Source organism: Arsenicicoccus dermatophilus, from assembly GCF_046267915.1.
Classification (GTDB): Bacteria; Actinomycetota; Actinomycetes; order Actinomycetales; family Dermatophilaceae; genus Arsenicicoccus; species Arsenicicoccus dermatophilus_A.
The window spans coordinates 433,262-446,452 of the sequence record NZ_CP176520.1 but is presented as its reverse complement, the minus strand read 5'-3'; the positions used below and the strand labels follow the sequence as shown (position 1 = coordinate 446,452).

Here is a 13,191-nt window from a genome sequence, read left to right as displayed (position 1 = left end):
GACGAGGAGCCACGATGATCGACGTCCAGGACACCGCCGGCCCCGACGCCCAGGAGCACTCGGAGCAGCAGGAGCACCCCGAGCAGCAGGAGCACCCGGAGCCCCGCGCCGACGGGCGCCCCCTGTCCGCGGGCACCACCGTCGACGGGACGGTCCTGGACGCGATCGCCCAGCGGGTGCTGTGGCTGTCCTCCGCGATCGTCGACCACGCGAACCGCGGGCGTCCCAACACCTCCGGGGTCAAGGTCGGGGGCCACCAGGCGTCGAGCGCCTCCATGGTCGGGATCATGACCGCGCTGTGGTTCGGCGAGCTGCGGGCCGAGGACCAGGTGAGCGTCAAGCCGCACGCCTCCCCCGTGCTGCACGCCATCAACTACCTGCTCGGCGACCTCGACGAGAGCTATCTGCCCCGGTTGCGCGACCTGGGCGGGCTGCAGAGCTACCCGAGCCGGATCAAGGATCCCGACCGGGTGGACTTCTCCACGGGCTCGGTCGGCATCGGGGCCACCGCTCCCCTGTGGGCGGCGATGTCCCACCGCTACCTGCGCGACCAGTTCCCCGAGACGCCGCCGGCCGGACGATTCATCTCATTGCTGGGCGACGCGGAGCTCGACGAGGGAGCCGTGTGGGAGGCGATCACCGACCCCGGTGCCCGGGCGCTCGGCGAGGTCGTCTGGATCGTCGACCTCAACCGCCAGTCCCTCGACCGGATCATCCCCGACGTCCAGATCGCCCGGCTGCAGGGGATGTTCGAGGCCGCCGACTGGCAGGTGCTGACCTGCACCTGGGGCTCCCAGGTCACCGAGCTCTTCGGCCGCGGCGAGGGCGGGGCCGACCTGCGCACCCGCCTGGAGGACATGCCCAACGAGGAGTACCAGCGGCTGCTGCGCTCCCGGCCGGAGGAGCTGCCCGACCGGGTCCTCGGCCCCACCCCCTCCGCCGCGCTGCGCGAGCTGGTGGGCTCCCTGTCCGAGCGCGAGCTCGCCACCGCGGTGCGTGACCTGGGCGGGCACGACCTCCCGCGGCTGCTCGAGACCTTCCGACAGATCGACGACACCCGGCCGACGGTGATCTTCGCCTACACCCTCAAGGGGCGCGGCCTGGCCACCGAGGGCCACCCCGGCAACCACTCCGCGCTGCTCACCGAGCAGCAGCTCGGGGACCTGGCCGAACTCTCCGGCATGACCCTGGACGACCCGTGGCACCGCTTCGCCCCGGAGACCCCGGAGGCCGAGCTGGTCGCGCAGACCGCCCGGCGACTGCGGCGGACCCCCCCCGAGCTGCGCCCGGTCGAGGCCGTCCCCACCGAGCTGCCCTGGGGCCACAAGGCCGTCACCTCGACCCAGGCCGCGCTGGGGCGGTTCCTCTCGGACCTGTCGCGGGCCGCGCCCGAGGTGGGCCGGCGCGTGGTCACGGTCAGCCCGGACGTGGCCTCGTCCACCAACCTCGGGGGGTGGATCAACAAGACCGGTGTGTGGTCGCCGGGCGAGCGGCACGACTGGTTCGCCGACGACACCGAGCGGCTCCTGCGCTGGACCGAGGGCTCCCGCGGCCAGCACATCGAGCTCGGGATCGCAGAGGTCAACCTGGTCAGCCTGCTCGGTGAGCTGGGCGCCACCTGGAGCCGTTGGGGCGAGCCGCTCGTGCCGATCGGCACGGTCTACGACCCCTTCGTGTCGCGCGCGCTCGAGCCCTGGTCCTACGGGATGTATGCCGGCGGACAGTCCATCCTCGTCGGCACCCCCTCCGGCATCACCCTCGCCCCGGAGGGCGGCGCGCACCAGTCCATCTCGACGCCGTCCATCGGCCTGGAGCAGCCCGGGTGCACCGCCTGGGAGCCGGCCTTCGCCCAGGACCTGGAGTGGTGCCTGCTGGACGCCGTCTCCCGGATCGGTCGACCCGGTGGCCGGTCGGCGTACCTGCGCCTCACGACCCGACCGGTCGAGCAGGCGCTGGCGGCCGTCCCCGCCGATCCTGCGCTGCGGGAGGAGCGGCGCCGTCAGGTCCTCGCGGGCGGCTACCGCCTGCGCTCGCACGACCAGGAGCGGGTGACGCTCGTGGGGGTCGGCGCGATCATGCCCGAGGTGCTCACCGCGGCCGACCGGCTGGCCGAGCTGGGGATCGCGGCCGGCGTGGTGTGCCTGACCAGCCCGGACCGGGTCTTCGAGGCGCTGCAGGCACGCGACGACCTGGACGCCGACCGGGGCAGCGCGATCCTGGACGTGCTCCTCCCCCGAGACCGGCCGGCTCCGCTGGTCACCGTGCACGACGGGCACCCGCACACCCTGTCCTTCCTGGCCGCCGTGCGAGGCGACCGGACCCGGCACCTGGGGGTCACGGAGTTCGGGCAGTCGAGCAGCGTCGAGCAGGCCTATGCCCTGCACGGCATCGACGTGGACTCGATCGTGCGGGCGGCAGCGGCCCTCGCCCGCTGACTCCGCCGAGCCCGACGCGGGCGGCGCGCTGCACGGCTCAGGCCTCGTCGAAGACCTGCAGCAGCGCCTCCCAGTGCCGCTCGGTCGCCCTGGCGTCGTAGGCCGGCAGGTCGGACATCGTGAAGCCGTGCCGGGCCCCCGGATAGACCTCGCCCTCGTAGTCGCAGCCGGCGTCCTCGGCCGCGAGGCGCAGGGTCTCGATCTCGGCGGCGGTCATCGTGGCGTCCTCGTCGGCGAACCCGAAGTAGAGCCGCGCCTCGACGTCCTCCAGCAGCAGGTGCGGGCTGTCCGCGTCGGCGGTGACCAGGTGCCCCGCGTGGAAGCCGCACACGACCGACACCTCGTCGGGGCAGCGCGCCGCCAGCCGCAGCGCCAGCGCCCCGCCCATGCAGTAGCCCACGACGCGCACGTCCTCGTCACCGATCTCGCCGAGCGCCCGCAGGTGGGCAAGGTAGACCGGCCCGTCCTCGTCCCAGTCCTCGGTGGTCAGGGTGCCCAGCAGCTCGACGATCCGGGCGTGCCGCTCCTCGGTGCGCGCGTCGGACATCAGCGCCGGGTCCAGCAGCGGCTGCCGCCCGACGCGGTGGTAGACGTTGGGCGCCAGCACGGCGTAGCCGTCGTCCGCGAGCCGCAGCGCGATCTCGGCGATCCGGGGCCGCAGCCCGATCGCGTCCATGATCAGCAGCACCGGCGCGTGGGGGCCGGGCTCGTCGGGGCGGGCGAGGTAGGCATCGCAGACCCCGTCGGGCATGGTCAGGTCGATCTCGCGGAGCGTCGCCATACGGCCACTCTCGCACGACCAGGACGGTCCGGCACCCCCACCCAGGGAGTGCCGGACCGTCGGTCCTGCGAGCCGCGCGGCGTCAGACCAGGGCGCCCCGCTCCTGCGCCAGGCGGGCGTTGCGGCGGCCGTAGGTGAGGTAGAGCAGCAGCCCCAGGGCCATCCAGACCACGAACCGGACCCAGGTCGCCAGGGACAGGCTGGCCATCAGGTAGGCGCAGGCGAGGACCGAGACGGCCGGCACGACCGGCGACAGCGGCACCCGGAAGGGCCGCTCCAGGTCGGGCCGGGTGCGCCGCAGCACCGGCACCGCCACGCTGACCACGAGGAAGGCGAACAGCGTGCCGATGGACACCATGTCCGCGAGGTCCTTCAGCGGCACCAGACCACCGAGCAGCATGATCAGGACGACCGTGGCGACGGTGACGCGGTACGGCGTGCCCCAGCGCGGGTGGATCGCGGACACGGAGGCGGGCAGCAGCCCGTCGCGACCCAGGGCGAAGGCGATCCGGCACATGCCGATGATGTCGATGAGGATGACCGAGGTGAGGCCGCACACCGCCGCCAGGGAGATGAGCGTGCCCGCCCAGCCGAGACCGACCTGGCTGAAGGCCGCGGCGATCGGGGCGCCCTCGTCGATCTTGTCGTAGGGCACCATCCCGGTGATGACCAGGCAGACGCCGACGTACAGCGCCATGCAGATCAGCAGCGAGCCGACGAGGCCGATGGGCAGGTCCCGCTCGGGGTTGCGGCTCTCCTCGCCCATGTTGGCCACCGACTCGAAGCCGGAGTAGGCGAAGAACACCACGGCCGTGGCGGTCAGCACCCCGCCGATGCCGAACTGCGTCGGGGTGATCCCGAAGGCCCACTGGGTGAGCGGCTGCTCCAGGCCACCGCCGGCGCCGCCCGCCGCGATCTGCCGCGTGGCCGGGACGAAGGGGTGCCAGTTCTCCGGGTGGACGAAGAACGCCCCGACGGCGATGACGAAGAGGCAGACGGCGACCTTGATGACCACCAGGGTGTTGGTGACCAGGGAGCTCTCGCGCACGCCGATCATCGCCACGACGCCGAGCAGGAGGGTGATCAGCATGGCGCCCACGTTGACGGTGGACCCCTCGCCGAACAGCGACGACGGCAGCCACGGGAACAGGTGCAGCATGTAGCCCGACCAGCCCCGGCTCACCACGGCCGCACCGAGCGCGAACTCCAGCACCAGGTCCCACCCGATGATCCAGGCGAAGACCTCCCCGATGGTCGCGTAGGCATAGGTGTAGGCCGAGCCCGCCGTCGGCACCGACGACGCCAGCTCGGCGTAGCACAGGGCCGCGAGCGCGCTCACGATCCCGGCGAGGAGATAGGCGATGGTGACGGCCGGGCCGGCGTGCTGCTTGGCCTCGATCCCGGTGAGGGTGAAGATCCCCGTCCCGATGATCATGCCGATGCCGAAGCCCATCAGGTCGCGGGCGCGCAGGTGGCGCTTGAAGTGACCGCCGCCCTCGCTGTCCTCGATCTGCTGGGCCCGGATGGTCTCGATCGGCTTGGTGCGCAGCATCGAGTGCCTGCGCCCTGCATGCATGGTCATGCTCCGACGCTAGACCGCATGCGATCCGGAGACGGGGAGGCAGCGGCGGTATGCCGCGACCGACATCACCCCGTGACCTGGCACCGCCGCGGCCCCGGGGGCGGTGCCGGGGCCCGGACGATCACCTCGACGCGTCGGCCTCCAGCTCCTCGATGGCGTCGTGCATCTGCAGCGCGCGCCGCGCCGACTCGACGTGGAGGTTCTCGATCATCCTCCCGTTGTAGGTCACCACGCCGGAGCCCTGGCCGTCCTCCCAGGCCTGCAGGATGCCGCGGGCCTCCTCGACCGCGGCCGGCGAGGGCCGGAACTCCTGGTTGGCGCCGGCGATCTGGCCGGGGTGGATCAGCGTCTTGCCGTCGAAGCCCAGCTGTCGGCCCTGCACGCACTCGGCGAGGAAGCCGTCGGCGTCCTTGACGTCGTTGTAGACCCCGTCGAGGATCGCCTTGCCCGCGGCCCGGGCGGCGAGCAGGGCCAGACCGAGGCCGGCGAGGAGCGGCTGACGGCCGGGCACGTGCTCGGCATACAGCTCCTTGACCAGGTCGTTGGTGCCCATCACGAGCACGCTGAGCCGCTCGGAGGCCGAGGCGATCTGCTCGCAGCGCAGCATCGCGACGGGTGTCTCCACCATGGCCCACAGGGTGGTCCGGTCCGGGGCACCGGCGGCCTCCATGGCGTCCACGAGCCGGCGGACGTCGTCGGCGGAGGTGACCTTGGGCACCACGATGGCGTCCGGGCCCGCCTGGGCGGCGGCGCGCAGGTCGTCGTCGTGCCAGGGCGTGCCGATGCCGTTGACCCGGATGGTGAGCTCGCGGCGCCCGTACTCGCCGGACTGCACCGCGACGCAGGCGGACTCGCGGGCCTCGGGCTTGGCGTCGGGCGCGACGGCGTCCTCGAGGTCGAGGATCAGCCCGTCACAGGCCAGCGTCTTGGCCTTCTCCAGCGCGCGGGCGTTGGAGGAGGGCATGTAGAGCACGGAACGGCGGGGACGGAAGGCGGTGTCGGTCATCGTGGTTCACTTCCCGGTCGAGGCGGTGGCGGCGGCCCGGACCTCGTCGTAGGCCGCCTTGAGCTCGGGATCGATCGCGGCGAGCTGCTCGGCGAGCTCGACCATGACGAGGCACTGCTTGAGCGAGGCGTCGTCCTCCATCTTGCCGTCGACCATGACCGCGCCGGTACCGTCGCCCATCGCCTCCTTGACGACGTAGGCGTGCCGCACGTCCTCGACCGACGGCGAGAAGACGCGGCGGGCGATCTCGATCTGCTTGGGGTGCAGCGTCCAGGTGCCCACGCAGCCGAGCAGGAAGGCGTTGCGGAACTGGTCCTCGCAGGCCACCACGTCGGTGATGTCGCCGAAGGGTCCGTAGTACGCGCAGATCCCGTGCATCGCGCAGGCGTCGACCATGCGGGCGATGGTGTAGTGCCACAGGTCCTGCTGGTAGGTCGGGCGCGCGCCGGTGATGTCGGCGCTGCCGTCGGGGCCCGGGGCCGGGTCCTGCCGCACGAGGTAGCCGGGGTGCCCGCCGCCGACCCGCGTGGTCTTCATCCGGCGGTCCGCCGCGAGGTCGGCCGGGCCGAGCGAGATGCCCTGCATGCGGGGGGAGGCGCCGCAGATCTCCTCGACGTTGGCCATGCCGCGGGCCGTCTCCAGGATGGCGTGGACGAGGATCGGGCGCTGCAGCCCGGCCTTGGCCTCGAGCTGGGCGAGGAGCCGGTCGACGTAGTGGATGTCCTCGGCGCCCTGCACCTTGGGGATCATCACGACGTCGAGCTGGTCGCCGATCTCCCCGACCAGCGTGATGATGTCGTCGAGGAACCACGGCGAGTCGAGGGCGTTGAGCCGGGTCCACAGCTGGGTGGGGCCGAAGTCCGTGGCCTTGGCGATGTCCACCAGGCCCTGCCGGGCGGCCTCCTTGTCGTCGGCCTTGACCGCGTCCTCGAGGTTGCCGAGCAGGACGTCCACGGTGCCGACCATGGCGGGCACCTTGGCCGCCATCTTGGCGTTGCTCGGGTCGAAGAAGTGGATCGCGCGCGACGGGCGGGCGGGCACCTCCCGCAGGGGCGTCGGGGCGCCCACGGCGAGGGGGGCGAAGAAGTCCTTGGCGCTGCGCATGCTGCTGCTCCTAGGGGCGCGGGGCGACGGGGGTCCGCTCGGACGCTAGCAGCGCAGACCGACCAGGCGGTATGACGGAGGCCACGCCCCCCGGACCCGGCGCGTCCGGAGCCCGGCGCGCCACCGCCTATCCTGGGCGCACAGCCACCTCGGGAGGATGCATGTCCAGCTCCACCACAGGGCGCGGCCGCAGCCGCGAGGTCACGATCCTCGCCGCCCTGCTCGCCGTCGCCGTCGCCATCATCGGGATGCTGCTCATGCGCCCCTCCGGCCAGCCGGCAGCCGCCCCCACGGCGACCCCGTCGAGCCGGGGCGCCGGGCAGCCGGGCGCCGCGCCCACGCAGGGCAAGGTCAAGGACACCGCCCGCCGCAAGGAGGGCGACCCCCTCGCGCTCGGCAAGATCGACGCCCCGGTCACGATGATCGAGTACGCCGACTACGCCTGTCCCTTCTGCGCCAAGTGGGCGCTGCAGACCCAGCCCGCGCTGATCAAGAAGTACGTCGACGCCGGGGTGCTCCGCATCGAGTGGCACGACCTGGTGATCTTCGGCGACAAGTCCCGCCGCGCCGCCATGGCCGCCCGCGCCGCCGGCGAGCAGGGCAAGTTCTGGGAGTACCACCACGCGCTGTTCGCCGCCTCCCCCACCTCGGGGCACCCGGACCTGACCGACGACAAGCTGCTGACCTTCGCCAAGCAGGCCGGTGTCGCCGACCTCGCGAAGTTCTCCAAGGACATGGAGTCCTCGACGATCGACGAGGCCATCGGCACCGAGACGGCCACCGCCCAGCAGCTGGGGGCCAACAGCACCCCGGTCTTCATCGTCAACGGCACCCCGCTGGTCGGCGCGCAGCCCGAGGAGGCCTTCGTCCAGGTCATCGAACGCGCCAAGGCAGCCAAGGGCTGAGCCGCGTCGATGGGTGAGATCGGGCTCCTGGGGGCGCTCCTCGGCGGGGTGCTGTCGCTGGTCAGCCCGTGCTCGGCGCTGCTGCTGCCGTCCTTCTTCGCGCTGGCCTTCGACCGGCCGCTGGTGCTGCTGCGCCAGGTGCTCGCGTTCTACCTCGGGCTGGTGCTGGTGCTCGCGCCCCTCGGCGCCGGGGTCGGGTCGGCGGGCGCCCTGCTCACCGTCCACCGGGAGGCCGCCACCCGCATCGGGGGGCTCGTGGTCGTCGCGCTCGGGCTGGTCGTGGCCCTCGGCGGGGGCTTCCACCTGGCGGCGGCCCAGCGCGCGCAGGGCCGGCTGCGGGTGGGCTCCACCCTGTCGGTGGTGGCGCTCGGCGCCCTCAACGGGCTTTCGGGCTTCTGCTCCGGGCCGGTGCTGGGGTCGATCCTCACCATCGCGATGGCAGGTGGGTCTGCCCCCTACGGCGCGCTGCTCATGGCGGTGTATGCCGCGGGCATGACCCTCCCCCTCGCCGTCCTGGCGCTGCTGTGGGACCGCGCGGGGCTGCGCGACCGGCGGTGGCTGCGCGGTCGGGAGGTGCGTCTCGGCCCGATCCGCACCCACTCCACCAGCTTGCTGACCGGCGCGATCATGATCGCCATCGGGCTGGTCTTCGTCCTCAGCGACGGCACCACGACCCTGCCCGCCCCGACCGACACGCAGACCCAGCTCGCCTGGCAGAGCCGGATCCAGGGGTGGCAGGCCCGGGTGAGCGACCTGCACGTGCTGCTCGCGGTGGTGCTGGTCGCGATCGCCGTGGTGGCCGCCCGGCTGCTGCGCCGCGAGCGCCCGACCAACCGCTGACGCACCCCTCCCCTGCGGTGACTTCAGGGCCAGGCTGGTCCCGAAGAGTACGTTGAGGCCCCTCTTCGAACGTGCTACGGGGCCAGCCTGGCCCCGGGTGGGTGGGAGCAGCGGGAGGGGCGGACGGGCTCGGCGCCTCGGGTCGGTCCGACGGGCTCGGCGCTCTGGTGGGCCGGGCGCTCGAGTCGGGTGGGGCGGGTAGCTTCAGCGGCGCTCGAGGACCTCGAAGGTCACGCAGACGATCTCGGTGTCGTCGGCAAGGACGAGGGGCGGGTCGCCGCGCTCCGCCACGCACTCCGGCGAGGTCCAGAAGCTCTCGTGCCCACGCCGCCAGGCGGCGGCATCGACGTGACCCTCCCCCTCGCGGTGCGCGTGCTCGTCGACGACGTCCCCCAGGCGCCGCACCACGACCGCGACATTGCGGGTGACGCAGACGACGCGGCCGGCCGAGTCGAGGACGACCTCCAGATCGCCGACCTGCGGCAGCGGTTCGCCCTCCCGCACGTAGTCCTCCACCAGGGAGGAGGTGGCCGTCTTGCGACCGTCGAGGATGGCGGCGACCAGCTGGTCCCGGAGCGGACCGGGGAAGGCATGCTCCCCGCGCGGCAGCCTGTCGATGTCGTATGCCGGGAGACTCATGAGGCCACCCTCCCCTGCCCGGGACGCGTGCGCGAGCGAGCTCGCCGGTGCGGTGGTGGCGCCCGTCAGGACGCCGGGCAGGGGCGCGCCACGGTGGGCTTGACCACCGGGGGCGGCGGCGGGATCGGCGGGATCTTGTCCCGGGCGATCAGACCCTTCCACTGCATGCCGAGCAACAGGTCCAGGGAGCCGTCCTTGCGACCGTCGAGCTGCAACGTCGACCCGGGCACCTGCTGCTGGAGCAGCTTGGCGTTCAGGTCGCCGTTCTCGCCGTACCGGATGACCGCGACCTCGCGGACCCAGCTCTTCTGCGGGTCGGCCGAGACGGCGCCGCGCCGGAAGCCGCGGGCCACCAGCTCGTTGCTGGTGTTGGTGGCGAGGTTCTCGTAGTACGTCGTGTTGTAGACGTTGACCAGGACCTGCTCGGGCCGGGCCGGCGGGCGCGGGGGCCGGGGAGCCAGGCCCGTGAAGGCCGTGCCCACGACGACGTCCACGGCGCTGTCGGTGCGGTCCGGGATGCGCATCATCTTGGCGCCCGGGACCTGCTGCTGGATCAGCAGCGCCTGGTCCAGACCCTTGGAGCCGTACCGGATCTCGCCCTGGGGTGCGGTGGCGCGCAGCACGGTGTCGTTGCCGAGCGTCGCCATCCGGAAGCCGCGCTTGCCGAGCTCCTGGTAGACCGGGCTGGCCGCGCCCGGGACCCCGCTGGAGTTGAGGACGTTGACGCTGAAGGAGGTGCGCGCCGGGGCGGCGACGACCGTCGGCGAGCACACCGGCTTGCTGTAGCCCTTGAGCCACCCGTTGCCCGCGGCGCTGCCGACGCCGGCTGTGGCGATCAGCACGGCGGGGAAGGTGATGAAGGCGGTGACCTGGCGACGGCGGCGACGGTGCAGCTTGTCTGCCTCGGACAGTGGCGCGGACATGTCGGAACCCCCCAGGATCGCTCACGGCCCGACGACTACCCTGAGTAACCACATCAGGGTGCGTCGGCCTGCCCATGATGGATGTCGGATGATGCCACGAGGAGTGGCACCACCAGTCTGCGGCCTGTCGGGCCTCCGGCGCGCGCTGATGACACCCGCGTGACCCATTCGTGTCCAACTCGTCACCCCTGCGTCAAGGGCCGACACGGCCTGACGTCACCCCTCTGCCCAGGAGACACCCAGGACGACTGCTGCACGCGCCGTCGGACGCCCCCTGCCCCAGGACGCCGGAGCGTCGTCCGACTGCACGACGTGATCACCGACGAGCGCGAGATCCTGCTCCAGAGCAGCGAACTCGTCCTCGAGTCCCCCAACTTCGCTCCTGACGGACGACACCTGGTCCTCAACGGTGGCGGCCGGTTGCGGGTGCTGCCTCTCGACCCCGGGCTGCGACCCGGTGGTCCCCTCGTCGAGGTGGCCACCGACCCGATCCGCGCCGCCGACAACGACCACCTGGTGACCCCGGACGGGTCCGCGCACCTGCTGACCGCGGACGGCCGGGTCTACCACGTCCCCTGGGCCGGAGGAACACCACGCTGCGTCACTCCAGATCCCGGAACTGAGCGGATCAGGTACTACCTGCACGGGCAGAGCGCGGACGGCCGGACCCTGGCGCTGACCGTGCTCACCGGTCGGCTGCACACCGACGACGTGATCCGCACCGACGTGGGCCTGCGGCGTGACGGCGAGGTCCGCCTGCTCACCGACACCGAGGCCTGCGACGGACCCGAGCTCGGCCCGGGTGCCCCCGGCGAGCCCCACGACGCCTGGGTGTGGTTCACCAGCGAGCTGGCGGCCGAGCGCCCCGGGCACAGCCAGGTCTTCCGGATCCGGCCGGACGGCGGGGGCCTGCAGCAGATCACGTACGACGACCGGGTGAGCTGGTTCCCGCACCCCTCGCCCGACGGCCGGTGGCTGGCCCATCTCGCCTACGAGCCCGGCACGCGTCAGCACCCGGCCGACGTGCCCGCGCAGATCAGGCTGATCGACCTGACCGACCCGGCCCTGGGGACCCACGACGTCCGGGTGCGGGTGCTCGCGGACGTCTTCGGCGGTCAGGGGGCCACCAATATCAACGGCTGGGCGCCCGACTTGCGTCGCCTGGCATACGTCGACTACCCGCTGGGTAGGGACCAAGCATGAGCGATGACAAGAAGATCAGCGTCCAGCGGACCATCGACGCCTCGGCCCAGGAGATCTTCGACGTGCTGACCCTGCCGTCCCGCCACGCGCAGATCGACGGCTCGGGCACGGTGCGCAGCGACTCCAAGGCCGACCGGATCACGGCCACCGGCCAGACCTTCACGATGAACATGCATGCCGAGCACATGGGCGGCGACTACCAGACCGACAACCACGTCACGGGCTACCTCGACAACAAGATGGTGGCCTGGCAGACGGCCCCTGCGGGCACCGAGCCCAAGGGCTGGGAGTGGCTGTGGGAGCTGGAGTCCCAGGGCGCCGGATCGACGCTGGTCACCCTGACCTACGACTGGAGCAAGGTCACCGACAAGCAGCTCCTCCAGCGCGTGACCTTCCCGATGATCAGCAAGGACCAGCTCGAGGACTCGCTGTCCCGTCTGGCCGACGCCGTCTCCGGCAGCTGATCCCGGCCCCGCCGCGACGCGGCACGACGAGGCCCCCGACCGATCCGGTCGGGGGCCTCGTCGTGCGGGCCTCGGGCCCGGCGGCGGGCCGTGGGGCCCGGCGCGTCAGTGTCGCTCGACGACCTTGATGATCCGGAAGGGCTTGCCCTGCATGCAGGTCGTCATGACGCCCTTGACGTCCTGCCCCTCCACGGTGACCTTGTCGCCGGGCTTGAGGTCACCGCCCATGGGCTGCAGGGTCTCCCCGATGTGGGTCACCAGGACCAGGCAGTTGGCCTCCACACCCTCCGAGACGGTGCCGGTGACCTTGCGGATCGGGCCGGCCTTGCCGGAGTCGCTAACGTCGGACGAGGGGACGAGAGGTGAGGTCACGGTGCCTCCTGGGGCCGCGGGGGTGGTGGTGGGCGACGCCGCCGGTGACGTCACGGTGGAGGTGGCCACGGCGGTGGTCGTCGCCGCGGTGTCGGTGGTGGCGCTGCCGCAGGCGGTCAGCACCCCGACGAGCGCGAGGGCGGCCAGCGCGCCGGCCGAGCGGGCAGGGAGAGGACGGGTGCTGGTGCTCATGTCCGTATGACGGACGGACGGTCCCGTTCGTTCCCGCCCGGCCCCGTTCGCCCCGCCGCCGCGGCCGGAGGTCACGCCGTCGGACCGTCGTGGGCGGCGTCGCCGGGCCGCGCGCCGCCGATCGGCTCGTCCTCCCAGGACACGCAGGACCATCCGACGGCCGGTCCCCCCTCCACGACGACCACCCCGGTGTTGCCGATGAGGCGGTCCCCCAGCTGGTCCGGCGTGAGGTTGCCGCACCGCACCAGGCTCCACAGCCGCAGGACCGCGCCGTGGCTGACGACGAGCACGTCCTCGTGCCCCGCGGCTGCCATCCGCGCGACGGCGTCGTCGAACCGCTCGAGGACCTGGTGGCCCGTCTCGGCCCCCGGCACACGCACGTCCAGGTCACCGGCACCCCAGGCGACCAGTGCGCCGACGTAGGCCCGGACCGCCTCGGCGTCACCGCGCATCTCCAGCTCGCCCGCCTGCACCTCGCGCAGGCCGCCGAGCTCGACGGGGGTCAGGCCCCGGGCCTGCGCGACGGGCGCCGCCGTCTGGTGGGTGCGGGCCAGGTCCGAGACGTAGATCGCGTCGACCCGCACACCTTCCAGGGCCGCGACGACCGCCCGGGCCTGCTCCTGGCCCCTCGCGGTGAGATCGGCACCCGGGCGAGCCGTGTCGAGCAGGGCGTCGACGTTGGAGGTGGTCTGTCCGTGCCGCAGCAGCAGGAGGCGCATGCTCGCAGGCTACCGACCCGACGAGC

At 72.6% G+C, this 13,191-nt stretch carries 13 protein-coding genes; 5 read left to right on the top strand and 8 right to left on the bottom strand.

The features are described 5' to 3' along the window. The first annotated feature begins 14 nt into the window (after positions 1-14). Positions 15-2,435 carry a transketolase-like TK C-terminal-containing protein gene (locus ACK2IS_RS02410; RefSeq protein WP_409484569.1) on the top strand — a complete coding sequence of 807 codons (2,421 nt, stop codon included), beginning with the start codon at positions 15-17 and terminating at the stop codon, positions 2,433-2,435. Between the two features lie 37 nt (positions 2,436-2,472). Here the strand turns inward: ACK2IS_RS02410 and ACK2IS_RS02405 are convergent, their stop codons facing one another. From ACK2IS_RS02405 to ACK2IS_RS02390, 4 genes are all read right to left on the bottom strand, one after another. Next, complete coding sequence (locus ACK2IS_RS02405; RefSeq protein WP_409484568.1) at positions 2,473-3,216, bottom strand: dienelactone hydrolase family protein; 744 nt, start codon at positions 3,214-3,216, stop codon at positions 2,473-2,475. Positions 3,217-3,298: 82 nt separating this feature from the next. Continuing rightward, positions 3,299-4,798 carry an amino acid permease gene (locus tag ACK2IS_RS02400; protein ID WP_409484567.1) on the bottom strand — a complete coding sequence of 500 codons (1,500 nt, stop codon included), beginning with the start codon at positions 4,796-4,798 and terminating at the stop codon, positions 3,299-3,301. Between the two features lie 121 nt (positions 4,799-4,919). After that, positions 4,920-5,804: an HpcH/HpaI aldolase/citrate lyase family protein gene (locus ACK2IS_RS02395; protein ID WP_409484566.1), complete on the bottom strand. Its 885-nt coding sequence runs from the start codon at positions 5,802-5,804 to the stop codon at positions 4,920-4,922. Positions 5,805-5,810: 6 nt separating this feature from the next. Next, complete coding sequence (locus ACK2IS_RS02390; RefSeq protein ID WP_409484565.1) at positions 5,811-6,908, bottom strand: HpcH/HpaI aldolase/citrate lyase family protein; 1,098 nt, start codon at positions 6,906-6,908, stop codon at positions 5,811-5,813. 161 nt (positions 6,909-7,069) lie between these two features. Between ACK2IS_RS02390 and ACK2IS_RS02385 the strand changes: the two genes are divergently transcribed. Then, complete coding sequence (locus tag ACK2IS_RS02385) at positions 7,070-7,813, top strand: DsbA family protein (protein WP_409484564.1); 744 nt, start codon at positions 7,070-7,072, stop codon at positions 7,811-7,813. A 9-nt stretch (positions 7,814-7,822) separates the two neighbouring features. After that, positions 7,823-8,653 carry a cytochrome c biogenesis CcdA family protein gene (locus tag ACK2IS_RS02380; RefSeq protein ID WP_409484563.1) on the top strand — a complete coding sequence of 277 codons (831 nt, stop codon included), beginning with the start codon at positions 7,823-7,825 and terminating at the stop codon, positions 8,651-8,653. Between the two features lie 204 nt (positions 8,654-8,857). Here the strand turns inward: ACK2IS_RS02380 and ACK2IS_RS02375 are convergent, their stop codons facing one another. After that, positions 8,858-9,292: an ASCH domain-containing protein gene (locus tag ACK2IS_RS02375; RefSeq protein WP_409484562.1), complete on the bottom strand. Its 435-nt coding sequence runs from the start codon at positions 9,290-9,292 to the stop codon at positions 8,858-8,860. 65 nt (positions 9,293-9,357) lie between these two features. Beyond that, on the bottom strand, positions 9,358-10,215 hold the full coding sequence (locus tag ACK2IS_RS02370; RefSeq protein ID WP_409484561.1) for a LytR C-terminal domain-containing protein: 858 nt from the start codon (positions 10,213-10,215) through the stop codon (positions 9,358-9,360). Positions 10,216-10,527: 312 nt separating this feature from the next. Between ACK2IS_RS02370 and ACK2IS_RS02365 the strand changes: the two genes are divergently transcribed. Together ACK2IS_RS02365 and ACK2IS_RS02360 are read left to right on the top strand one after the other, a co-directional pair. After that, the gene (locus tag ACK2IS_RS02365) at positions 10,528-11,418 is read left to right on the top strand and encodes a biopolymer transporter Tol (protein WP_409484560.1); all 891 of its coding nucleotides are present in this window, start codon (positions 10,528-10,530) and stop codon (positions 11,416-11,418) included. Further along, positions 11,415-11,882, top strand: a complete 468-nt coding sequence (locus tag ACK2IS_RS02360) for an SRPBCC family protein (RefSeq protein WP_409484559.1) — start codon at positions 11,415-11,417, stop codon at positions 11,880-11,882. Before ACK2IS_RS02365 ends, ACK2IS_RS02360 begins: the two co-directional genes overlap by 4 nt. A 105-nt stretch (positions 11,883-11,987) precedes the next feature. Here ACK2IS_RS02360 and ACK2IS_RS02355 read toward each other — a convergent pair whose 3' ends face one another. Together ACK2IS_RS02355 and ACK2IS_RS02350 are read right to left on the bottom strand one after the other, a co-directional pair. Then, a complete protein-coding gene (locus ACK2IS_RS02355) occupies positions 11,988-12,446 on the bottom strand; it encodes a hypothetical protein (RefSeq protein ID WP_409484558.1) in 459 nt (152 codons plus the stop codon). Positions 12,447-12,517: 71 nt separating this feature from the next. After that, positions 12,518-13,165 (bottom strand): histidine phosphatase family protein, encoded by a 648-nt coding sequence (locus ACK2IS_RS02350; RefSeq protein WP_409484557.1) that lies wholly within the window; start codon positions 13,163-13,165, stop codon positions 12,518-12,520. Between the last annotated feature and the right edge of the window lie 26 nt (positions 13,166-13,191).